Genomic DNA, 20,710 nt, shown 5'->3' with positions numbered 1-20,710 from the left:
CCCATGGACAAGAAGCGAGGGATGAAGCGCGCCCGCGCCTCACGGCCGCCGGAACGTCGTCGGCCCCCCATAAAGATAGCCGATGCGGTCGATCGCGCCGCGAAGGCCCTCGCGCGAAACCATCATGGTGTGCCCGTTGGCGTGGATCATGTTGTCGGCGTCGGTCATGATGGCGACGTGGCCTTTCCAGAACACCAGGTCGCCGCGCCTGAGGCCGGAAAACTCCGGGCCCGGAACGATCCTTTCGCCGAGCCCCGCCTCCTGCATGTCGGAATCGCGCAGCACGTTCCGGCCCGCCATCAGCATGGCAAGCTGCACCAGGCCAGAGCAGTCGATGCCGAAGCCCGACACCCCGCCCCACAGGTAAGGCGTGTTGATGAGCGTCTCGGCCACCGTGACGAAATCGTCGGCCGCCGTCTCCAATGGCGCCAGATGCCCGGCGATGACGGCTTGGCCCGAAGGCAGCAGCGCGTAGGCCGTGCCGCGCGTCTCGGCTTGGCCGACCACAGTCACCAGCGAGCCCATGGAAAGCTCGCCGGCGCGGGCAAAGCGCAGGTCGGCCCCGGGATAGACGAAGCTGCGCGGCGCCACCACCCGGTGGGTCGGCGCATGCTCGCGCGGGCCGATATGCGCTTGCGCGACATAGCCGACATAGCCGTCGCGCTCGCATTGCACCCAGGCCCAGCCCGGCGTCTCATCGAACACCAGCACGTCGTCGCCGTGGATAAGCTGAGTGTCGATGCCGGAATCGGCCCGCGGCGCCTTCTTCACGTCGGCCACCGGGGCGGTGATGCGCGCAGGGCGGCCGGTGACGAAACGGTCGGCGGAAACCTCGCCCTTCAGCCGGGCGTCGGCAAGATCGGGACGGAAGGCATGCAGGCGGGCGTCGTGGGCGGTCAAATCGGCAACTCCGTGGCTTTGGCGATGATAGCATCGCCGAAGCGCTCGACATAGAGCGCCCCTTCCACGGTGCGCTTGATGAGCACGTTGCGCTTGTCGAGCTCGTCGCGGTGGCGCGACACCAGCTTCAGCGCGCCCATCGTGTCGAGCGCGCGGGTGATCACCGGCTTTGTGACCTTGAGCTTGGCCGCCAGCCCCCGCACCGTGTGCGGAGGCGGGTCGAGATAGATGGTGAGGAGGATCGCCATCTGCCGCGTGCTCAGGTCGGGCGCGTCGTCGCGAACTTCGGCAAGGGAAACCTGTTGCCAAAGTCGCAGGGCCTGACTGGGACGCAAATGGACTGCCATGCGCCCGACAATACCCCGAAAACGTTTCGGTTCCGTTTCAGTCCCTGCAGACGCGACGTCATCCGAAGCGGGCCGCAATCACCTGTGCCAGCGCGCGGATCGCCTGCGCCTCGCCGCCCACGGGCCCATGCGGACGCTCGTTGGGGTTCCAGGCAAAGATGTCGAAATGCGCCCAACTCCTGGCCTTTTCGACGAAGCGCTGCAGGAAAAGTGCCGCGGTGATGGAGCCCGCAAAACCGTCGGTGGTGACGTTGTTGACGTCGGCCACCTTGGAGGAAAGCTTGGCGTCGTAGGGCTTCCACAGCGGCATGCGCCAGACCGGGTCCTCGACCTCGACCGCCGCCGTCGCGAGATCGGAAGCCAGCGCGTCGTCGCCGGTGTAGAAGGGCGGCAGGTCGGGGCCGAGAGCCACGCGGGCGGCACCCGTCAGCGTCGCCATGTCGATGAGCATTTCCGGCGCCTCCTCGTCGGCCAGCGCCAGCGCATCGGCGAGGATCAGCCGGCCTTCGGCATCGGTGTTGCCGATCTCGACGGTCAGGCCCTTGCGGCTCTGCAGCACGTCGCCGGGGCGGAAGGCGTTGGCGGAGATGGAATTTTCCACCGCCGGGATCAGCACGCGCAGCCGCACCGGCAGGTCGGCGGCCATGATCATGGAGGCCAGGCCCAACACGTTGGCCGCGCCGCCCATGTCCTTCTTCATGAGCAGCATGCCGCTGGCCGGCTTGATGTCGAGCCCGCCAGTGTCGAAGCACACGCCCTTGCCCACCAGCGTCACCTTGGGCGCGTCCTTCCTGCCCCAGACCATGTCGATCAGGCGCGGCGCAGTCGCCGAGGCGCGGCCCACGGCATGGATCATCGGGAAGTTCCGCTTGAGCAGGTCGTCGCCCTCCGTCACCTCGACCTCGGCCTTGTGCTGCTCGGCGAGCTTGCGCACCGCCGCCTCGAGCGCATCGGGGCCCATGTCGCTGGTGGGCGTGTTGACGAGATCGCGGACCATGAAGACTGCGTCGGCGACGCGCTCCACCTCGGCACGGTCTGCGCCCTCGGGCAGCGAGAAGCGCAGGTCCTTGCCGGGCTTCTTGCCGTAGCGGGTGAAGACGTAGCCGCCCAGCATCAGGCCGAGCGCGGCGAGTGCCGGCCTGGCCGGCGTCTCGGCGAAATGCCAGTCGCCTTCGGGAAGGCTGCGGGCCAGGGCGCCGAGGACCAGCGCACCGTTCCCCTCCCCGCCATTGCCGAGGCCGAACAGCGCGCCGGCAACCGAGCCGTCGGCGCCCGGCAGCACCAGCGTGCGCCCGGCCTCGCCCGAAAAGCCGTTCTGCTTTGCCCAGGCAACCGCCGCGGCATCGAGCCCGGCGCCGTCGAGACCGTCCTTGGCGATGAGATGAACCGGTCGGGACTGTTTCGGCTTCTGATCGGTGACGACGAGCGGCATGCTGGTTTCCTCGGGTGGTTTGGAATGCTGCGGCGCCAGCGGGCGCCTTAACCTTCCGTTAGGGTTAACAGAATATTTCTCCAAGACAAAAGCAGCCGGCAAGGGCTGTGGCATCTGGAGAGCTGGCGTCGATGTTGACCAAACGCATGGGGAACGCAACCGGGAAACGAACTGTGATGGCAGCCTTGATGCTGGCGCTCGCGGCGGGCGTCTCTGGCTGCGCTACCGACAAGACCACGACCGGCTCGATCTCGGCCGCGTCCAGCAAGCCGGTGGATGCCATGTCGGCCGGCGAGCTCAACAGCGCGGCGGCTTCACTCGGCAAGGTCTATGCGCGAAACCCCAACGACAAGCCGACGGCGCTGCGCTACGCCAGCGTGCTGCAGATGAACGGCCAGACCGACCAGGCGCTGGCGGTCATGCGCAAGCTGGCCATTGCCCTGCCAAAGGACCGCGAGGTGTTGGCCGCCTATGGCAAATCGCTTGCGGCCGCGGGCCAGTTCGAGCCGGCGCTGGACGCCGTGCGGCGCGCGCAGACCCCGGAGTATCCCGACTGGAAGCTCGCTTCCGCCGAAGGCGCGATCCTCGACCAGCTCGGCCAGACGCAGGAGGCGCGGCAGCTCTATCGCAAGGCGCTGGACATAAAGCCGAACGAGCCCTCGGTCCTGTCCAATCTGGGCATGTCCTACCTGCTGGAAGGCGACCTGAGGAGCGCCGAGACCTATATGCGCTCGGCGGCAGGTGCACCGGGTGCCGACAGCCGCGTGCGGCAAAACCTGGCGTTGGTGGTGGGCCTGCAAGGCCGGTTCGACGAGGCCGAGCAGATCGCCACTCGCGAGCTTTCGCCCGAACAGGCGCAGGCCAATGTCGCCTATCTGCGCGGCATGCTTGCCCAGCAGAACGCCTGGAGCCAGCTCAAGGGCCAGGACAAGAAGGCGCCCGCCACCAGCGTGAACTGACGCCGGACGCGCCCACACCGCATTTCGACGATGCAAGCCGCGCGGAGCCATCCGTGCGGTCTTTTCTTAAGCGCCGTTCTCAGAAAATCCCGCGCTCGCTGACCTGGATGCCGGCCGGCCCGAGGATCACCGCGAACAGGACGGGCAAGAAGAACAGGATCATCGGCACGGTGAGCTTGGGCGGCAGCGCCGCCGCCTTTTTCTCGGCAGCGTTCATGCGCATCTCGCGGCTTTCATTGGCCAGCACCCGCAGCGCGCTGGCCACCGGCGTGCCGTAGCGTTCGGCCTGGATCAGCGCCTGCGCCACGGACTTGACCGCTTCCAGGCCGGTGCGGTTCGACAGGTTCTCATAGGCCTGCCGGCGCTCCTGCAGGTATGACAGCTCGGCATTGGTCAGGATGAGTTCCTCGGCAAGCTCGACCGATTGCGAGCCGATCTCGTCGGCCACCCTGCGCACCGCCGCCTCGATCGACATGCCCGACTCGACGCAGATCAGCATCAGGTCGAGCGCATCGGGCCAGGCCAATTGTATTGACTGCTTGCGCTTGGTTGCGCGGTTGCTGACATAGAGCACCGGCGCGTAGAAACCGGCATAGCCCGCAAGGATGCAGACGAACAGCTTCACGAAGCCCGGCTGCTCGGCCAGCCCGCCGAGAAAGAGAACATAGAACCCCGCCACCGCAAAGCCCACGAACGGCAGCACGAGGCGGAAGAACAGGAACCTCGTCAGCGGGTTCTGGCCGCGAAAGCCGGCGATCTTCAGTTGGTTCAGCGTCCCTTCGTCCACCAGGGCGCGTTTCAGGTCGAGGCGCTCGACGATCTTGCGCATGCCCACGGAATGTTCCTCGCGCAGGCCGCGGCGGCGGTCGGCCTCCGCGGCAAGGCGAGCGCGCTGCCTGGCGCGCAGTTCGTCGCGCTCCAGCGCCACCGCCTTCATGCGCGACTTCAGCGAATTGCCCCCCAGCGCCGGCAACACCGTGAAAACGGTGGCGAAGACGGCGATGCCGACCAGCAGCGCAATCAGGAAGGACGGGTCGGTGACGGCTTTGGCTACATGATCGGTCATGGCCTAGACCTCGAAATTCATCATCTTGCGCATCACGAAAATGCCGATCGACATCCACACGCCGGAAATTCCCAGAATGAGGTGCCCGGTGCTGGTGGTAAACAGCGGCATGATGTAGGCCGGGCTGGAAAGATAGACGAGGAAGGCGACGATGAACGGCAATGCGCCGATGATCATGGCCGATGCCTTGGCTTCCATGGAAAGGGCCTGCACCTTGGCCTTCATTTTCTTGCGGTCGCGTAGCACGCGCGACAGGTTGCCCAGCGCCTCGGAAAGGTTGCCGCCGGCCTGGCTCTGAATCTGGATGACGATGCCGAAGAAGCCGGCCTCCGAGCACGGCATCGTCTCCGTCATGCGCATGGCAGCGTCCGGAATGGAGAGGCCGACCTGCTGGGCCTCAACGATGCGGCGGAACTCGGTCTTGACCGGCTCGGGGGCCTCGACCGCGATGAGGCGGACGGCGTCGTTGAGCGGCAGGCCCGACTTCACGGCGCGAACGATGACATCGAGCGCGTTGGGAAACTCGTTGAGGAAAGCCTTGACCCGCCGCGCGCGCTTGAAGGCCACGAACCAGCGCGGGACGCCGAAGATGCCTGCTATGAGCACGCCCGGAAGCAGCAACAACGGCGCGCCCAGTATAAAGGCGAAAACGGACAGCGCCACGCCGCAGATTGCCGAGTAGGCATAGAACCGTTCGACCGTCACTTGCAGGCCGGCCTGCCGAAGCTGCGCGCGCAGCGGCGGCTTCCTGGTGTTACGGTCGCTCGCCTTCTGTTTCTCGTCCAGCTCCTTCAGGGAATCCTGGATGGACTTGCGGCGCCTGCTGGCCTCGTTCGCCTTGTCGCGCGCCGCCTTGACCACGGAGCGGTCGGTCTCGGCATATTTGACCGTCTGCAGCCGCCGGTCGGCCTTCTTTTCGTTCTCCAGGGACTTGAACAGGAAGGCGTAGGCCACCGCGCCGGCGCTGCAGCCGGCCAGCAGGATAAACACCAATACCGTCAGGTCCAAACCGAACATTTCACCCAGTCTCTCAGTCCGCCCGCTTTTCCATTGCTTCAAGCGCATTGGCGAGGCGCTGTTCTTCGCCGTAGTAGCGCGCACGGTCCCAGAAATGCGGCCGCCCTATTCCGGTTGAAACGTGCTCGCCGATCAGCCGGCCGGAAGCGTCTTCGCCCTTGATGTTGTAGAGGATGAGGTCCTGCGTGATGATGACGTCGCCTTCCATGCCGATCACTTCCGTGACGTGGGTGATGCGGCGCGAGCCGTCGCGCAGGCGCGCCGCCTGGATGATGACGTCGACAGAGCCGACGATGATCTCGCGCACGGTGCGCTGGGGCAGCGAATAGCCGCCCATGGCAATCATCGATTCCATTCGGTTCAGACATTCGCGCGGGCTGTTGGAGTGGATCGTGCCCATCGAGCCGTCATGGCCGGTGTTCATGGCCTGCAAGAGATCGAACACTTCCGGTCCGCGCACCTCGCCCACGATGATGCGCTCCGGGCGCATGCGCAGGCAGTTCTTGACCAGGTCGCGCATGGTCACCTCGCCCTCGCCTTCCAGGTTGGGCGGCCGCGTTTCCAGGCGCACCACATGCGGCTGCTGCAATTGCAGTTCGGCCGAGTCCTCGCAGGTGATGACGCGCTCGTCGCGGTCGACATAGTTGGTCAGGCAGTTGAGCAGTGTCGTCTTGCCCGAGCCGGTGCCGCCCGAGATGATGACGTTGCAGCGCACGCGCCCGATGATCTTGAGCACCTCCGCGCCCTCCGGCGAAATCGCGCCGAAACGCACCAGCTGGTCGAGGGTGAGCTTGTCCTTCTTGAACTTGCGGATGGTAAGCGCGGTGCCGTCGATGGCCAGAGGCGGAGCGATGACGTTGACGCGGCTGCCGTCCGGCAAGCGCGCGTCGCAGATCGGGCTCGATTCGTCGACGCGGCGGCCGACCTGGCTGACGATGCGCTGGCAGATGTTGAGAAGCTGCTGGTTGTCGCGGAAGCGGATGCCGGTCTGCTCGACCTTGCCGTTCACCTCGATGAAGACCTGCTTGGCGCCGTTGACCATGATGTCGGCGATGTCGTCGCGCGCCAGCAGCGGCTCCAGCGGGCCGTAGCCCAGAACGTCGTTGCAGATGTCCTCGAGCAGTTCCTCCTGCTCGGAGATGGACATCACGAAGTTCTTGATCGCGATGATGTCGTTGACGATGTCGCGGATTTCCTCGCGCGCGCTCTCGGGATCGAGCTTGGCGAGCTGCGACAGATCGATGGTGTCGATCAGCGCCGAAAAGACCTGCGACTTGGTATCGTAATAGGTTTCGCTGCGCTCGCGCGGCGCGCGTGGCGGCTCCGGCGCCAGTGCCGGCGCGTCGACGGGTCGGCGCGGCGCCGGCGCAGCGATCCGGGCTTCCACGACAGGCTGCGGCGACGGCGCAGCAGCAGCCGGCGCACGGAACTCCGGTCGGGGTCGACTGCCCTGGTCGCTGCCTCTTTTGCCAAACATTCTCGTCTACCCGCGCTTCGCCCCGGTGCTCATTTCTTCAGCTTCAGCCTGCCGAGAAGGTCGCCGAAGGCCGCCTTCTTCCTGGCCTTGACCTCGCTGCGGCCGGTGAGCACATGGGAAATTTCGTTGATGGTCTGCACGATGGCGTTCTTGGCGTCCATCTCGCCCAGCATGCGGCCATTGTTGGATGCATTGCCGAAGAGCTGCGGCTCGAAGGGAATGACGGCCATAGGCGTGATCCCGAGCGGTTCGGCAAAGTCCGCAACCGAGATTTCGGGCCGCTTCGGCACCCCGACCTGGTTGAGCACCAGCTTGGGCGCAGCATCGTTGGGGCGCAGCTTCGCCAGCATGTCGATCAGGTTTTTGGTGTTGCGCAGATTGGCCAGTTCCGGCGTGGCGGTGATGACGACTTCGTCCGCCATCATCAGCGTGTTCCTCGACCATCCGCTCCAGATGTGAGGCACGTCGAGCACGACCAGCGGAGCGTTGCGCTGCGCCGTATCGATGATCTGGGTGAAGGCTTCGGCGTCGAAGTCGTAGACGCGGTCCAGCGTCGACGGCGCTGCCAGCAGCGACAGGCGCTCAGCGCACTGCGCCAGCAGGCGGTCGAGATAGACGTCGTCGATTCGCTCGGGCGAGAAGACGGCCTCGGCGATGCCCTGCGCCGGATCCTGGTCGAAATTGATATTCGCAGTTCCGAAGGCGAGGTCGAGATCCGCGACCATCACCTCCGAACTGAACAGCGCGGACATGCTCCAGGCCACGTTGTGGGCGATGGTGGAAGACCCCACGCCGCCCTTCGCCCCGACAAAGGCGATGGACCGGCCGATCGGGTCGCCCTCCGGGTCGACGAAGATGGACGAGATCACGCTGATGACGTCGACCATGGAGATCGGCGCCACGACATATTCGGAGATGCCGGAGCGGATCAGCTCGCGGTAGAGCCCGACATCGTTGTAGTGGCCGATGATGACCACCTTCGTGCTTGGATCGCACACTTCGGAAAGTTCACGCAGCGCTTCCAGGAGCGCCTTGGGCTCGTTGCGCGATTCCAGGATGATCAGGTTGGGGGTCGGCGCCGTCTGGTAGAATTCGACTGCGGTCGCGATGCCGCCCATGTGCACCTTCAGATGCGCCCTCGTCATCCGGCGGTCCTCGCCGGCCCGCTGGATGGGGCCGGCAACGCCTTCGGTCTCGCAGAATGCCTGGATCGAAATCCGCGGCACCGGCCGCAATGCGCTCATGGCCGCCGGGTCCGGCTGTGCGGTTTCGCCGCCTTCAGGCTCGCTGTCGTAAGCCAGGTTGTCCATACTCGCATGCTCCATACGGAGATTGATCAATATTCGACTTCTCGGCGCGGAACCGGATTGTAGAAAGGCGCCCTGCGATAGCCTTCGAGCACCACCCCGCGCCGTTCGGCGTCGATTTCGGTCTGCTGGCGCGGACCGAGCAGATCGGCCGGATTGGCGATCTGGGCGGCGAGGTTGTTCTGGTAGGCGCAGCCGAAATTGGCGTAGTGCCGGTTGTCGGTCGTGTCGGCCAGGTCCTCCGGCCAGCGGCCGCATCTGTTCGTCTGTGCCTTCATCGCCAGATAGGAGACGCGAATGGGCGCAGCCGCACCGGCCACCGTCGACTGGTAGGACGAGACGAGGATACGCCCGGGGGGAACGCCATTCGCCTGGGCGAAGCGCGCGAACTCGCGGCCCGCCTCGCCGGCGGCGAGCGAGTTGGATGCGCCGCGGGGCACCAGTATGGTCACCACAGGCGCCGCGCTGCGGTCATAGTCGGCGAAGAAGCCCTGCAGCGCCACGCGCTGCAATTCGGTCATGCCGCGTTCGCTCGCCGCAACCGGAAGGTCGAGAACCTGCGGCTGCTCGGCGATCACGATGGGATGATTGGTGCGGTAGTCGTCGGGGATGGCGCCGACCGTGATGCTGTCACGCGGCGCAGCGCAGCCGGCGAGCAGTGCAGCCGCCAGGACCGCCAGCACCGGCGCACCCCTATTGCCAAACATTGCCTGAAACATTTCAGGTCCCCCGATCATTTGTAGATGTAGCCGACGACGCCGTGATAGCGGCCGTTCGGTCTGCTCGTCTGCATGGTTCCGTAGACGCGATTGACCTTGCCCAGGAACATGCCCGCGCCGTCGCTGGCGGGATTGAAATTGTCGTCCGGCCGGGCCAGCGCATTGCGTGCCACCGGCTTGGCCAGGTAGGGCGTGACGATGATGACCAGCTCGGTTTCGTTGCGAACGAAATCGCGGCTGCGGAAAAGCGTGCCAAACACCGGAACCTTTGACAGGCCAGGCACGCCGTTCAGCGCCTGCCTGACATCGTCGCGCACGAGGCCGGCGATCATCATCGACCCGCCGGACGGCAGCTCGACCGTGGTGTCGGCCAGGCGCTTGCGAATGGAAAGAGCGGTCATGCCTGGGGTGTTGAAGCCTCTCCGGGGAATCAGCCCCCCAAGCGTGGCAGACCCCTCCGTCGTCGGTTCGGAAACCGAGGTTCGCACCTTCAGGCTAATGCGGCCCGGCGAGAGCACGACAGGCTGAAACTCGAGCCCGATGCCGTATTCGAGCCTTTCGATGCTGTACGTCGTCTCGCCGGTCTTGTTGTCGTCCGAAATCGCGTTCGTCCGCCCGGTCACCAGGTTGAACTCGCCGCCAACCTTGAAGGTCGCCTTTTCGCCGGACACCGCCGTCAGCGTCGGTTCGGCCAGCGTCTTCATGACACCGGACTGCTCCATGGCGTTGATGTAGGCGTCGAGCATCGAGGTTCCGAGCGCCAGCTGCGAGCCGGAAAGTGGCTTGCCGAGGCCCATGACGCTGTCGCTGATGGCGCCCCAGGAAATACCGTCGCTGTGGCCTCCGGCGATGATATTGACGCCGAGCTGCTTCATCACGTTGCGGCTGACTTCCGCGACCGTGACTTTCAGCGTCACCTGGTCCTCGCCGACGATCTGCAGCATGTTGACGATCCTGCTGGTGCGGCGCTGGCTGTCGGGATTGTCGATGTCCACGCCACCATTGGCCGAGCCGGCGATGGCCGTCTGCGAATACTGGCCCGTGGTCGCCTCACCGCCGCTGACGAAGACCGTGGCGAGATCGACCGCGCGCTTGGCGTCGAGCGGGGTCTCAACCGTGCCCGTCAGGACGACGTTGTCATTGATGAGCTCCACCCTGACGCTGGAGGTCGGGATGAAGCGCTTGATGTACTCCTCCAGCCCGGCGACATCGCGCTCCACGGCCAGGTCAAGGCTGGCGATCTGCTCGCCATTGGGGCCGAAGACGAAGATATTGGTCTGGCCCACCGACTTGCCGAAAAGATAGATCCGGCGGGCAGTGCGGGTAACCGCGTCGGCGACAGCCGGGTTGGCGACCAGAATGTCATAGGCGTCGGCGGGCAGATCGACCACGATCGACTTGTTGAGACCGAGCTTGACCCGCTGGCTCTCGCCGCCAGATTGGCTGCCGATCTGCGCCCTTGCCGCGAAGGCTTCGCCCAGGCCCAGATGGCCTGCGCCCATATCGCCAAGCAGCAGCGAAACGCTGGCGGCCAGGGTGACGGCTGCTCTTGCGGCGCCAATGGAGCGTGCCTTTCCGAGAAGCGGGACTTTCCGGATCAAATTCATCTACGTGCTCCCACTTCCGACACTTCGCCCGCCTTGATCAGGCGCACGGTGCCGCGCCGGCCGCTGCCCGCGACCAGATAATCGGCTTCGCCATCCGCCAATTCCTGCGCATCGGCTACGGACCGCAGCGAAAGGGTCAGCCGTTCGGCCATCTGCTGCGCAACGGTGATGATCTCGGCCTGCTGCGGCGTAAGCTCCAGCGTGGCAGTCTCGCCGACCTTCACGCGGCGCCCCTCCTCGTCCTCCTGGATCGCCTGGTCGATGGCCAAAACCTTGATGTTCTTGAGGACGGTTTCGGTGATGTAGCTGCTGTTGCTGTTTTCCGCGTCATTGCGGCGCGTCATGATCACGTCGACGAAATCGTTGGGCAGGATGAAGCCGCCCGCCGAGGTATCTGCAGCGATGCGCGTGGCCACGGCGCGCTTGCCCCCGGGCAGGATCGAGGACATGAAGCTTTGCCCGTCGCCGACCAGCTTGGAGCGGCGCAGCGGTTCGCCGCCATACATTGCCACGCGAGCGATGGAACCCTGCAGCTTCTCGAGCGCATCGGGTTCCGCGCTGCGGGTGATGAAGGTGGCGTGCACCCCGTCGGCAGGCCAGGCCTGCCACGACAGATGGCCGTCGACCGGCGCCCCCATAGGAACATCGCCCGACAGGACAAGAACGTCCGAGAGCCGAACGGCAGGCTCCTGCGGACCGGCATTGACCGCCACCGGCGGCGGAACAGCGGCCATGTTCTTCGCGACGTAGCCGGCGCCGCCGGCCGCCGCCACCGCCACGCCCAGAATAATCAGTCGGGATGCCGCCATGTTGTCCGACCCTCGCCTCTTGCAACCCAGTGAGCCAAGGCGGACAATGCTGAACCAATCGTCAAATTAGGGTTAACGCATCCCTTACAGGCGTGATTAATTTAAGGTTAAGGAAGGACTTGGGGGGGGCGCGACAGCAGATGATGTGCCTTGAGCGGCGATCGTGACTTGGGGTCTGTTTCGTTGCTACCGGGCAGCGAGCTGGCCGAGTGCCCAGGCCATCAAGGGCGAGTCGGGATAGGCCAGCAGTCCGCCAAGCCCCAGTGCGATGCCATAGGGCACCCCTGCCGACTTGTCCGCGAGATTGCGCAGAAAGATGTTTCGGCCCGTGTAGACCGCAATGACGGAGCCGCGGTAGCTGAGGATGGCCAGGGTGAGAAGGCCGCCAAGAACGGCCGAAGTCATCAGATATTCCAGCAGATGGAAGTTGAAGCCCATCCACAGCGCCGTCGCAGCAAGCAACTTTGCGTCGCCGCCGCCCATTCCGCCCATGGCAAACAGCACGAAGGTGACGGCCAGCACCAGTCCGCCGGCGGCGAAATGCAGGCCATAGGTGGCGAGATCCATGCCCGTCATCGGCGCCGCGAGCGCGAAAGTCGCCAGCAGGATGAGCGGCACGCGGTTGGCGATCGTCATCGACAGCATGTCGGAAATGGCCGCAAACAGCATGCAGAAGGGAAACACGACGAAGATCAGCGCTACAAGCATGAGCATCACGCGGAGAAAAGTTGGCACGCCGAGAGCATGCACGCCGTGCATTAAGGATTGATGAGTTCGAAGAATGTCTTGGCCGCGTCACGAAACAAAATGGGCCGCCAGATGGCGACCCATTTTGCAAATCCAGGACACGATTGAATGCAGAAAGCACTCAATCCCGCCGTCATTAGCTTCAGGCCTTGTTCAACGTCTCGGAAATGTTCTGGAACTTTTGGTTCAGGCTATTTCCGAGGGCACCGGCGCCGGCCATGATGGCGAGTGCGATGAGGGCGGCGATCAGACCGTATTCAATAGCGGTCGCGCCGGATTCGTCCTTTACGAAACGTGCGAAGATGTTGGCCATTCGAGAGCTCCTACTCCACGTGGTTACAGCACTTCCGTCAATTTTTCTGGTGGATTGATCGGATGGACCACACCCTACGTGGGAGCTGTTTCGATCCGCTTAACAAATAGCCTTACCGAAGTATTTCCGCGCACTGGCGTACATTGTAGTTAACCGCAAGCAAAGCAGGCGCAAACACCCGGATCCCAGCATCAGGCCTTGCCCCTCCCCGCGGCTGAGGCGCGGCGGGAAACGGATACAACCTCACTTAACCCTTGGTTCACCAATGCCGTTCATATTCCGTTGAAGACTTTCTTCGGGCGGGGCGTCGTATGGTCAAGGTGCAGTCATCCATCCGTGTCTTTGCGGCAGCCGTCGGGCTCATGGCTGCGAGCGCACAGGCCATGGCGGGTGCAGGCATCGAGGTGGTCATGAACCAGGCCAAGATCGTGCGCCTGGCGCGGCCGGCCGACACCATCGTCGTCGGAAACCCGGCAATCGCCGACGCCGCCGTGCAGGACGCGACGACCATTGTTCTCACGGGCAAGGGTTTTGGAGTAACCAATCTCGTCGTGCTCGACAAGGAGGGCGCGCCGATCGTCGACGAGCAGGTCGTCGTGGCGCGCGATGTGGCCGCGTCGGTCCGCATATACCGGCGCGGGGATGTCCAGACCCTGTCGTGCACGCCATACTGCGAGAGCTCGTACAAGAGCGACGCCGAGAGGTCCTCGGAAGCCGAGATGAATGCGGCGCGCTAGGCGATTGTTGCGTATCCGGAAACAAATTCGGGAAAATTCTAACGGTCATCCACACCGGACCTAAATGGATTTGCGGTAAGTACGATCCGGAACAAGGACTGGGGTCGGCAGGAAGCGTCCATGAACGAGGATCGGAATGCGACTGGAACCGCCCAACCGAGCCGCCGCGGCCTGTTCGGTCGGTTCGCGCGCGATCGCAGCGGTGCGACCGCGATCGAATTCACGATGCTTGCCATTCCTTTTTCGCTGCTCATCTTCGCGATCCTGGAAAGCTGCATTTCCTTCACTGCGCAGCAGATCGTGTCCAATGCGGCCGATGAAGTGGCCCGCCAGTTTCGAACCGGCCAGCTGAGGCCGGACCCGAGCAACCCGGCGCTGCTTGCCTCAAAGGTAAGAGGTCTTGTTTGCGAACGGCTCGAGATAATCGTCTCCAAGGGGTGTCCCGGTCTCGCAATAGACCTTCGCCAATTCTCCACTTTCACAGATGCGGCCAACATAAAGACCAAGTTCACTCCCTCCGGCGATCTCGACACGACCGGATTTGGCGTCAATCCCGGCAAGTCGACCACCAAGAACATGCTGCGGGTGTACTACAAATGGCCGGTGGTAACCGACTTCATGCGCGCCTCCATGTCCAATCTCCCCGGCGGCAAGACGCTGCAGTCGGCAACTGCGATCTGGCAAAATGAACCATTCCCGGATTGAGCGGCGCGGCGGGATCGGAAGCGAGCGAACATGTCTGTGAGCGCGGGTGCACGGATGGGACGGATGTCGGTTTTTTTTCGAGACGTCAGGCGCCTCTGGGGCGACAGGAAGGGCATCGCGGCGGTCGAGTTCGCGCTCATCGCGCCGCTGTTGCTGGCGCTGTATTTCGTCACAATGGAATTGTCGCTGGGCATCGAAACCAACCGGAAGGTCGGCCGCATCGGCAGCATGGTCGCCGACCTCATCACGCAGCAGCCGGGAAGCATCAAAAAGGCCGATCTCGAATCGATCATGCAACTCGACCAGGCGCTCATCCAGCCCTACAGCCGTTCCAAGCCGAAGATCGTCGTCACCGCAATCAAGATCACCGATGAGGCGACCCCAAGGGTCCTGGTCGACTGGTCGAGGCAGGTCGCCAACGGGCTGTTCAGCGAGCCATACGCGAAAAATTCGACGACCGCGGTGCCCGAGCAATTGAAGATTAGGAACACATTTGTGATCCGCGTGGAGAGCGGGCTCGACTACCGGCCGCTCATCACTTGGTCGGCCGCGCAAAAATCCCCACTGGGCTTGACGGCCGCCTTCGACCGCATTGCCATGAAGGACACCTACTATCTGCGGCCGCGCATGAGCCCCAACATCACCTGCGGCGACTGCTGAGCGAGCAGCTCAACAGCCTGCCCGCTAAGGCGGGCTGTTTTGCGAATTGCCATCCCGCGCCGCGCCGCATATCTGTTGGGCACTCCCGCAACGAAGAGCCGGAACCCTGATGGCCCGCGCATTCCTGTTTGTTCTCGACTCCTTCGGCATAGGCGGCGCCGGCGACGCGGCGCGCTTCGGAGATGAAGGCTCCAACACCTTCGGCCACATCGCGCAGGCCTGCGCGCTCGGCCGTGCGGACCGCGAGGGCTTGCGCGCCGGCCGGCTGCGCGTGCCCAACATGCTGTCGCTGGGGCTCGGCCGCGCGGCCGAAACGGCGAGCGGCTTCCTGGCGGATCATGGCGCAGCCGTTCTGCTGCCTTCCGCCTTCCACGGCGCGGCAGAGGAGATTTCCAGCGGCAAGGACACTCCTTCCGGCCATTGGGAGATCGCCGCGGTGCCCGTGCCCTTCGACTGGGGCTATTTTCCGCAGACCCTACCGACATTCCCGCCGGACCTGATCGCCGCGCTGGTCGAGCGGGCGGCGCTTCCCGGCATTCTCGGCGACTGCCACGCCTCCGGCACCGAGATCATCGAGAGGCTTGGCGAGGAACACATCCGGACCGGCAAGCCGATCTGCTACACCTCGGCGGATTCGGTGTTCCAGATCGCCGCCCACGAAACCCATTTCGGGCTCGAACGGCTCTACGAACTGTGCCTGATCGCGCGTGAATTGCTCGATCCGCTCAACATCGGCCGTGTCATCGCGCGGCCTTTCGTGGGCGAAGTTCCGGCCGACTTCCAGCGCACCGCCAACCGCCGCGACTTTGCCGTGCCGCCGCCGGAGCCGACCTTGCTCGACCGGCTGACAGCGCGTGGAAGCCGGGTCATCGGCATGGGCAAGATCGGCGACATCTTCGCCCATCACGGCGTGTCGGAAGTGCGCAAGGCGGCGGGCAACATGCCGCTGTTCGACGAGACGCTGCAGGCGATGGACGATGCCCGTGACGGCGACCTGGTATTCGCCAATTTCGTCGATTTCGACACTCTCTACGGCCACCGCCGCGACATTGCCGGCTATGCGGCCGCTCTCGAAGCTTTCGACACGCGGCTGCCCGAGGCGCTTGCCCGGCTGAAGCCCGGCGACCTCCTGCTACTGACCGCCGACCACGGCTGCGACCCATCCTGGAGGGGCAGCGACCACACGCGCGAGCGCGTGCCCATCATGGGCATCGCCACAGGCCTGCCCGGAGGCGACGTCGGCCTGCGCAAGACCTTCGCCGACATCGGCGAAACGGTGGCCCAGCATCTTGGCCTGGCACCGGGGCGCCATGGCAAATCCTTCCTTCCCGAGATCGCGAACCATGCCTGAGTTGCCCGAGGTCGAAACCGTCCGGCGCGGGCTGCAGCCCGTCATGGAAGGTGCGCGCATCATGCGTGTCGAGACGCGCCGGCCGGACCTGCGGTTTCCCTTCCCCGAGCGCTTTGCAGAGCGGCTGGAGGGACGCAGGATCGTTTCGCTGGGACGACGCGCGAAATATCTGACGACGCATGTCGAGGACGGTCCGGTGCTGATCTGCCACCTCGGCATGTCCGGCTCCTTCCGCGTGGAGACCGACGATACCGCCGATGCGCCGGGCGACTTCCACCACGCCCGTTCGAAATCCGCCACGCATGACCATGTGGTCTTTCATCTCGCGGCGGCGACGGGCGACGCTGCCCGCATCGTCTTCAACGATCCGCGGCGCTTCGGCTTCATGCTGTTTGCGGAAGGGCACGCCAGCGAACACCCGATGCTGGCCGGCCTGGGCGTGGAGCCGACCGGCAACGAGCTCGATGGGAAACTGCTTGCGGAGCTTTTCCGCGGCCGCAGGACGCCCCTGAAGGCCGCGCTGCTGGACCAGCGGCTGATCGCGGGGCTGGGCAACATCTACGTGTCGGAAGCGCTATGGCGGGCCGGCCTGTCGCCGACGCGCGCGGCCGGAACCATAGCCGAAGGCGGCAAGAAGGGAATTGAGGCCTGCGAGCGGCTGGCGACTGCCATCCGGTCGGTCATCGCCGATGCGATCGAGGCCGGCGGCTCCTCGCTGCGAGACTACGTGCACGCCGACGGCTCGCTGGGCTATTTCCAGCATGCTTTCTCGGTCTACGACCGCGAAGGCGAGGCCTGCCGCAAGCCGGGCTGCAAGGGGCATGTCGAGCGCATCGTGCAGAGCGGAAGGTCGACCTTTCATTGCGCGGCCTGCCAGCGCTAGCATAGCTACGGTCGGACAAGGCGGCACGGGCCGCCGGAAACAGGAGGGTTGCCGGATGACCTATCAGACGCTCATCGTCGAAACGCGGGGCAAGGTGGGGCTGATTACGCTCAACCGGCCCAAGGCGCTCAACGCGCTCAATTCGGAAGTGCTGGGCGAACTGCTGGATGCTTGCCAGAAGTTCGACGCCGACCCGCAGATCGGCGCCATGGTGCTGACCGGCTCGGAGAAGGCATTTGCCGCCGGTGCCGACATCAAGGAGATGCAGGCCAAGACCTATATCGACATGTATCTGGAAGACCTCTTCTCCGGCTGGGAAGCCTTCACGCGCGTGCGCAAGCCGGTGATCGCGGCGGTGGCCGGATACGCGCTTGGCGGCGGCTGCGAGCTCGCCATGATGTGCGATTTCATCATCGCCGCCGACACCGCCAAATTCGGCCAGCCCGAGATCACGCTGGGCGTCATGCCCGGCATGGGCGGCTCGCAGCGGCTGACACGATTTGTCGGCAAGTCCAAGGCCATGGACATGTGCCTGACGGGAAGGATGATGGATGCGGCCGAGGCCGATCGCAGCGGGCTCGTCTCGCGCGTGGTGCCGGCGGGCGAGCTTCTGGAAGAGGCTCTGAAGGCTGCGGCAAAGATCGCCGACTTCTCCCTGCCCTCGGTGATGATGGTGAAGGAGGCGGTCAACCGCTCCTACGAAACGACGCTTGCGGAGGGGCTGCGCTTCGAACGCCGCGTGTTCCACTCCATGTTCGCCCTTGAAGACCAAAAGGAGGGCATGGCCGCGTTTTCGGAAAAGCGGCCGGCCAACTTCAAGAACCGCTGATGTTGGCGGCAGACGTTCTGGCGATTGCAGCCGAAACGGCGTTGACGGACGCACAAAGCTGCACTATAAGCCGGCACCAACTGAGGCGGCCTGTGGCTGCCTGTTTGTTTTTGCGTCCTGAAGCTGTTTTCAACCGGACGCCATCATTGAACAGAGAGAGGCACCATGGCCAATACACCCTCGGCCAAGAAGGCAACGCGCAAGATCGCCCGCCGCGCCGCGATTAACAAGAACCGTCGTTCGCGCGTCCGCACCTATGTCCGCAAGGTCGAAGAGGCCCTCGCCTCCGGCGACAAGGCGGCAGCAGAAGCCGCCTTCCTGGCAGCTCAGCCGGAACTGATGCGCGCTGCCACCAAGGGCGTGCTGCACAAGAACACCGCGTCCCGCAAGGTTTCGCGTCTTGCCCATCGCGTGAAGACCCTGTCGGCGTAAGTCGACCGCGAACTGCAAGCAATTCAAGAAAAACCCGGCCGCGAGGCCGGGTTTTTTCGTTTCCGAAGACCATACGCTTGTCGATACACTCGAGGCACCAGGCCGAATTCGAGTATTACTTTGCCGGCATAGACTCGGGGCCTCGCCGCAGATCGCCCCGCGCGGGACTCGCGTGCAAAACTGCACAGGCGAAAATGACGAAGCTTATCAGCCGTTTACAGAACTTTATCCACAGCTTGTCCATATGCGGCGGGTGCAGCTTCGCGCAACGAGATGTCAAGAAGATTTTTTAAAATAATTTCCTCTTGGCCCTTCGGTTTCCTGCCACATTGAAAAGAGATTGAATCGTAAGACTTTTGTCGATTCTGCCCTCCTCCTGAAAGTCAGAGTCAAGCCTTTCGCCGCCCAGATTCATTAAAAATGGGTTAGGTGTGAGCTTGCCCTTTCCACAACGTTTTTTGTAGTGTCTAGCCATTGAAGGGGCGGGCCGACGGCCTGGGAACCTAGCCTGAAATCAAGGGGTGTTGGCAGCGGATTCATTTTCGCGCGCACGCTAGGTTTTGCCTTTTCAATGTGAATGGCGAGTGGGGTAACGACTAAAATCGTAAGGAGAAGCGCGTTCTGGCGAGTTTCGCCGGAAAGACTGGTTTTGCCGCGTTCATCAGGCGGCACCGCAGCTTTTGACTGCGGACTGGAGGATTAACGGTGCCCGTTGCCGAGTAGCGGTGGCGGCGTTTGAGAGTAGAAGGGCTGCCGACGAGGCGGAGGCAAGATTATGCATCCGCGGTGGCCCGGTGCAGGTACAAAGACGAGGATTGCGACTATGCATAGTGGCATCGACAAGAAAGCCAAATCTGACTTTCTTTTTCCAGTAAATCTGATCAAGGGGAACGACATGGCTGCGGCCAATGGCGCGGAACAGACATTCGACCGGGTCAAGGCGCAGTTGAAGGCTCGTCTCGGCAGCGAGGTCTACTCAAGCTGGTTCGGCCGCATCAAGCTGGCGGAAGCGTCGAAGGGTCTGGTGCGGATTTCGGTTCCCACCGCGTTTCTGCGTTCGTGGATCAACAGCCATTATCTCGACCTCATCTCCGAGCTGTGGAAGCAGGAAGACGCCGAGGTCCTGAAGGTCGAAATCGTTGTGCGCACGGCGACCCGGCTCGCCCCTGTCGCCGAAGAGGTCGAGAAGGTCCAGCGCAGCAAGACCACCAGGCAGACCCACACGGCCCTTTCCACCGGCACGGCGCCCAGCGTCGGCGTGGAGCGCGTTGCCCCGGCCGCGCAGAGCCCGGCGAACAGTGACCAGCGGCAGAACGTGCTCGGCTCGCCGCTCGACGCGCGCTACACCTTCGAGTCCTTCGTGGACGGGCCGTCGAACCGGGTTGCCTTCGCAGCCGCGCGTGCGGTGGCGGAATCGGCCCAGAGCGCCGTTCGCTTCAACCCGCTGTTCATCCATGCCACGGTGGGCCTCGGCAAGACCCACCTGCTGCAGGCCATTGCGGCGGAATCGCTGAAGCAGAACCCGCAGTCGCGCGTCGTCTATCTGACGGCCGAGTACTTCATGTGGCGCTTCGCGACCGCCATTCGCGACAACAACGCGCTGAGCCTAAAGGAACAGCTGCGCGACATCGATCTCCTGATCATCGACGACATGCAGTTCCTGCAGGGTAAGTCGATCCAGCACGAGTTCTGCCACCTCATCAACATGCTGCTGGACAGTGCCAAGCAGGTCGTTGTGGCCGCAGACAGGCCGCCGTCCGAGCTGGAATCGCTCGAGCCGCGCGTCCGCTCGCGCCTGAATGGCGGCGTGGCGCTGGAAATGCAGGCGCCCGACTTCGGCATGCGCATGAGCATGCTGAAGACGCGCCTGGAAAGCGCCCAGGCCGAAGATCCCAGCCTGCACATCGACGACGAGATCCTCTCGCACATCGCGCGCACGGTGACCGGAAGCGGCCGCGAGCTTGAAGGCGCCTTCAACCAGCTGCTGTTCCGCCAGTCGTTCGAGCCCCAGCTCGACATCGAGCGCATCGACGAGATCCTGGGCCATATCTACCGCTCCGGCGAGCCGAAGCGGGTGCGCATCGAGGACATCCAGCGGATCGTTGCCCGGCACTACAACGTGTCGAAGACGGAGCTTCTGTCCAACCGCCGCACGCGCACCATCGTCAAGCCGCGCCAGATCGCGATGTACCTTGCCAAGGTCATGACCCCACGTTCGCTGCCGGAAATCGGGCGGCGTTTCGGTGGCCGCGACCACACCACGGTGCTGCATGCCGTGCGCAAGATCGAGGGCCTTTCGGGCGCAGACAACACGCTGGCCCAGGAACTCGAGCTTCTGCGCCGGCTGATCACCGACCAGGCCTGAGCGACAGCAAGGCGCATCCGCGGCAGGTGCAATCCTGCCGCAGCTTAT

Annotated in this window: 21 protein-coding genes; 9 read left to right on the top strand and 12 right to left on the bottom strand. The window is 64.1% G+C overall.

Features of this window, described 5'->3' with window-relative positions:
* Positions 1-39: 39 nt before the first annotated feature.
* From ABLE86_RS11840 to ABLE86_RS11830, 3 genes are read right to left on the bottom strand one after another with little or no spacing between them, the layout of a single operon-like run.
* Positions 40-900 carry an NlpC/P60 family protein gene (locus ABLE86_RS11840; protein WP_348779138.1) on the bottom strand — a complete coding sequence of 287 codons (861 nt, stop codon included), beginning with the start codon at positions 898-900 and terminating at the stop codon, positions 40-42.
* On the bottom strand, positions 897-1,247 hold the full coding sequence (locus ABLE86_RS11835; protein WP_348779137.1) for a MarR family winged helix-turn-helix transcriptional regulator: 351 nt from the start codon (positions 1,245-1,247) through the stop codon (positions 897-899). The genes ABLE86_RS11840 and ABLE86_RS11835 overlap by 4 nt, the downstream gene beginning before the upstream one ends.
* 58 nt (positions 1,248-1,305) lie before the next feature.
* Entirely contained in the window at positions 1,306-2,679 is a 1,374-nt protein-coding gene (locus ABLE86_RS11830) for a leucyl aminopeptidase family protein (protein WP_348779136.1), read from the bottom strand.
* A 131-nt stretch (positions 2,680-2,810) separates the two neighbouring features.
* On the opposite strand from ABLE86_RS11830, the gene ABLE86_RS11825 reads away from it, so the two are divergent.
* The gene (locus tag ABLE86_RS11825) at positions 2,811-3,638 is read left to right on the top strand and encodes a tetratricopeptide repeat protein (RefSeq protein ID WP_348779135.1); all 828 of its coding nucleotides are present in this window, start codon (positions 2,811-2,813) and stop codon (positions 3,636-3,638) included.
* 79 nt (positions 3,639-3,717) lie between these two features.
* Here ABLE86_RS11825 and ABLE86_RS11820 read toward each other — a convergent pair whose 3' ends face one another.
* The 9 genes from ABLE86_RS11820 to ABLE86_RS11780 form a co-directional block, all read right to left on the bottom strand.
* Positions 3,718-4,704 (bottom strand): type II secretion system F family protein, encoded by a 987-nt coding sequence (locus tag ABLE86_RS11820; RefSeq protein ID WP_348779134.1) that lies wholly within the window; start codon positions 4,702-4,704, stop codon positions 3,718-3,720.
* A gap of 3 nt (positions 4,705-4,707) precedes the next feature.
* Positions 4,708-5,721 (bottom strand): type II secretion system F family protein, encoded by a 1,014-nt coding sequence (locus ABLE86_RS11815; RefSeq protein WP_348779133.1) that lies wholly within the window; start codon positions 5,719-5,721, stop codon positions 4,708-4,710.
* Positions 5,722-5,734: 13 nt separating this feature from the next.
* Positions 5,735-7,198 carry a CpaF family protein gene (locus ABLE86_RS11810; RefSeq protein ID WP_348779132.1) on the bottom strand — a complete coding sequence of 488 codons (1,464 nt, stop codon included), beginning with the start codon at positions 7,196-7,198 and terminating at the stop codon, positions 5,735-5,737.
* 29 nt (positions 7,199-7,227) lie between these two features.
* Complete coding sequence (locus tag ABLE86_RS11805) at positions 7,228-8,508, bottom strand: AAA family ATPase (RefSeq protein ID WP_348779131.1); 1,281 nt, start codon at positions 8,506-8,508, stop codon at positions 7,228-7,230.
* Positions 8,509-8,534: 26 nt separating this feature from the next.
* Positions 8,535-9,224 carry a CpaD family pilus assembly protein gene (locus ABLE86_RS11800; protein ID WP_348779130.1) on the bottom strand — a complete coding sequence of 230 codons (690 nt, stop codon included), beginning with the start codon at positions 9,222-9,224 and terminating at the stop codon, positions 8,535-8,537.
* A 14-nt stretch (positions 9,225-9,238) separates the two neighbouring features.
* Positions 9,239-10,831: a type II and III secretion system protein family protein gene (locus tag ABLE86_RS11795; RefSeq protein ID WP_348779129.1), complete on the bottom strand. Its 1,593-nt coding sequence runs from the start codon at positions 10,829-10,831 to the stop codon at positions 9,239-9,241.
* Positions 10,828-11,640, bottom strand: a complete 813-nt coding sequence (gene cpaB / locus ABLE86_RS11790; RefSeq protein ID WP_348779128.1) for a Flp pilus assembly protein CpaB — start codon at positions 11,638-11,640, stop codon at positions 10,828-10,830. The genes ABLE86_RS11795 and cpaB overlap by 4 nt, the downstream gene beginning before the upstream one ends.
* 186 nt (positions 11,641-11,826) lie before the next feature.
* A complete protein-coding gene (locus ABLE86_RS11785; RefSeq protein ID WP_348779127.1) occupies positions 11,827-12,348 on the bottom strand; it encodes a prepilin peptidase in 522 nt (173 codons plus the stop codon).
* 181 nt (positions 12,349-12,529) lie between these two features.
* Positions 12,530-12,700, bottom strand: a complete 171-nt coding sequence (locus tag ABLE86_RS11780) for a Flp family type IVb pilin (RefSeq protein ID WP_348779126.1) — start codon at positions 12,698-12,700, stop codon at positions 12,530-12,532.
* 311 nt (positions 12,701-13,011) lie between these two features.
* Between ABLE86_RS11780 and ABLE86_RS11775 the strand changes: the two genes are divergently transcribed.
* The 8 genes from ABLE86_RS11775 (at position 13,012) to dnaA (ending at position 20,662) form a co-directional block, all read left to right on the top strand.
* Complete coding sequence (locus tag ABLE86_RS11775; RefSeq protein WP_348779125.1) at positions 13,012-13,437, top strand: pilus assembly protein N-terminal domain-containing protein; 426 nt, start codon at positions 13,012-13,014, stop codon at positions 13,435-13,437.
* Positions 13,438-13,557: 120 nt separating this feature from the next.
* Positions 13,558-14,142: a TadE/TadG family type IV pilus assembly protein gene (locus ABLE86_RS11770; protein ID WP_348779124.1), complete on the top strand. Its 585-nt coding sequence runs from the start codon at positions 13,558-13,560 to the stop codon at positions 14,140-14,142.
* 63 nt (positions 14,143-14,205) lie between these two features.
* Entirely contained in the window at positions 14,206-14,802 is a 597-nt protein-coding gene (locus ABLE86_RS11765) for a TadE/TadG family type IV pilus assembly protein (RefSeq protein WP_348779123.1), read from the top strand.
* Between the two features lie 109 nt (positions 14,803-14,911).
* Positions 14,912-16,153: a phosphopentomutase gene (locus ABLE86_RS11760; RefSeq protein WP_348779122.1), complete on the top strand. Its 1,242-nt coding sequence runs from the start codon at positions 14,912-14,914 to the stop codon at positions 16,151-16,153.
* Complete coding sequence (gene mutM / locus ABLE86_RS11755) at positions 16,146-17,036, top strand: bifunctional DNA-formamidopyrimidine glycosylase/DNA-(apurinic or apyrimidinic site) lyase (protein ID WP_348779121.1); 891 nt, start codon at positions 16,146-16,148, stop codon at positions 17,034-17,036. Before ABLE86_RS11760 ends, mutM begins: the two co-directional genes overlap by 8 nt.
* Before the next feature lie 55 nt (positions 17,037-17,091).
* Positions 17,092-17,865 carry an enoyl-CoA hydratase gene (locus tag ABLE86_RS11750; RefSeq protein WP_348779120.1) on the top strand — a complete coding sequence of 258 codons (774 nt, stop codon included), beginning with the start codon at positions 17,092-17,094 and terminating at the stop codon, positions 17,863-17,865.
* 165 nt (positions 17,866-18,030) lie between these two features.
* On the top strand, positions 18,031-18,297 hold the full coding sequence (gene rpsT, locus ABLE86_RS11745) for a 30S ribosomal protein S20 (protein ID WP_348779119.1): 267 nt from the start codon (positions 18,031-18,033) through the stop codon (positions 18,295-18,297).
* A gap of 823 nt (positions 18,298-19,120) precedes the next feature.
* Positions 19,121-20,662 carry a chromosomal replication initiator protein DnaA gene (gene dnaA / locus ABLE86_RS11740; RefSeq protein WP_348779118.1) on the top strand — a complete coding sequence of 514 codons (1,542 nt, stop codon included), beginning with the start codon at positions 19,121-19,123 and terminating at the stop codon, positions 20,660-20,662.
* The last annotated feature ends 48 nt before the right edge of the window (positions 20,663-20,710 follow it).

Source organism: Mesorhizobium sp. KR2-14, from assembly GCF_040049255.1.
GTDB lineage: Bacteria > Pseudomonadota > Alphaproteobacteria > Rhizobiales > Rhizobiaceae > Pseudaminobacter.
The sequence above is the reverse complement of the archived record's forward strand: the minus strand, read 5'-3'. Positions and strand labels throughout refer to the sequence as shown.

Coding starts and splice junctions, on each gene's coding strand:
- ABLE86_RS11750 (WP_348779120.1), top strand. CDS start 17,092: ATGACCTATCAGACGCTCATCGTCGAAACGCGGGGCAAGGTGGGGCTG.
- ABLE86_RS11815 (WP_348779133.1), bottom strand. CDS start 5,721: ATGTTCGGTTTGGACCTGACGGTATTGGTGTTTATCCTGCTGGCCGGC.
- ABLE86_RS11770 (WP_348779124.1), top strand. CDS start 13,558: ATGAACGAGGATCGGAATGCGACTGGAACCGCCCAACCGAGCCGCCGC.
- ABLE86_RS11775 (WP_348779125.1), top strand. CDS start 13,012: ATGGTCAAGGTGCAGTCATCCATCCGTGTCTTTGCGGCAGCCGTCGGG.
- ABLE86_RS11795 (WP_348779129.1), bottom strand. CDS start 10,831: ATGAATTTGATCCGGAAAGTCCCGCTTCTCGGAAAGGCACGCTCCATT.
- mutM (WP_348779121.1), top strand. CDS start 16,146: ATGCCTGAGTTGCCCGAGGTCGAAACCGTCCGGCGCGGGCTGCAGCCC.
- ABLE86_RS11780 (WP_348779126.1), bottom strand. CDS start 12,700: ATGGCCAACATCTTCGCACGTTTCGTAAAGGACGAATCCGGCGCGACC.
- ABLE86_RS11805 (WP_348779131.1), bottom strand. CDS start 8,508: ATGGACAACCTGGCTTACGACAGCGAGCCTGAAGGCGGCGAAACCGCA.
- ABLE86_RS11810 (WP_348779132.1), bottom strand. CDS start 7,198: ATGTTTGGCAAAAGAGGCAGCGACCAGGGCAGTCGACCCCGACCGGAG.
- ABLE86_RS11825 (WP_348779135.1), top strand. CDS start 2,811: ATGTTGACCAAACGCATGGGGAACGCAACCGGGAAACGAACTGTGATG.
- ABLE86_RS11765 (WP_348779123.1), top strand. CDS start 14,206: ATGTCGGTTTTTTTTCGAGACGTCAGGCGCCTCTGGGGCGACAGGAAG.
- cpaB (WP_348779128.1), bottom strand. CDS start 11,640: ATGGCGGCATCCCGACTGATTATTCTGGGCGTGGCGGTGGCGGCGGCC.
- dnaA (WP_348779118.1), top strand. CDS start 19,121: ATGCATAGTGGCATCGACAAGAAAGCCAAATCTGACTTTCTTTTTCCA.
- ABLE86_RS11830 (WP_348779136.1), bottom strand. CDS start 2,679: ATGCCGCTCGTCGTCACCGATCAGAAGCCGAAACAGTCCCGACCGGTT.
- ABLE86_RS11820 (WP_348779134.1), bottom strand. CDS start 4,704: ATGACCGATCATGTAGCCAAAGCCGTCACCGACCCGTCCTTCCTGATT.
- ABLE86_RS11835 (WP_348779137.1), bottom strand. CDS start 1,247: ATGGCAGTCCATTTGCGTCCCAGTCAGGCCCTGCGACTTTGGCAACAG.
- ABLE86_RS11760 (WP_348779122.1), top strand. CDS start 14,912: ATGGCCCGCGCATTCCTGTTTGTTCTCGACTCCTTCGGCATAGGCGGC.
- ABLE86_RS11800 (WP_348779130.1), bottom strand. CDS start 9,224: ATGTTTCAGGCAATGTTTGGCAATAGGGGTGCGCCGGTGCTGGCGGTC.
- ABLE86_RS11785 (WP_348779127.1), bottom strand. CDS start 12,348: ATGCTTGTAGCGCTGATCTTCGTCGTGTTTCCCTTCTGCATGCTGTTT.
- rpsT (WP_348779119.1), top strand. CDS start 18,031: ATGGCCAATACACCCTCGGCCAAGAAGGCAACGCGCAAGATCGCCCGC.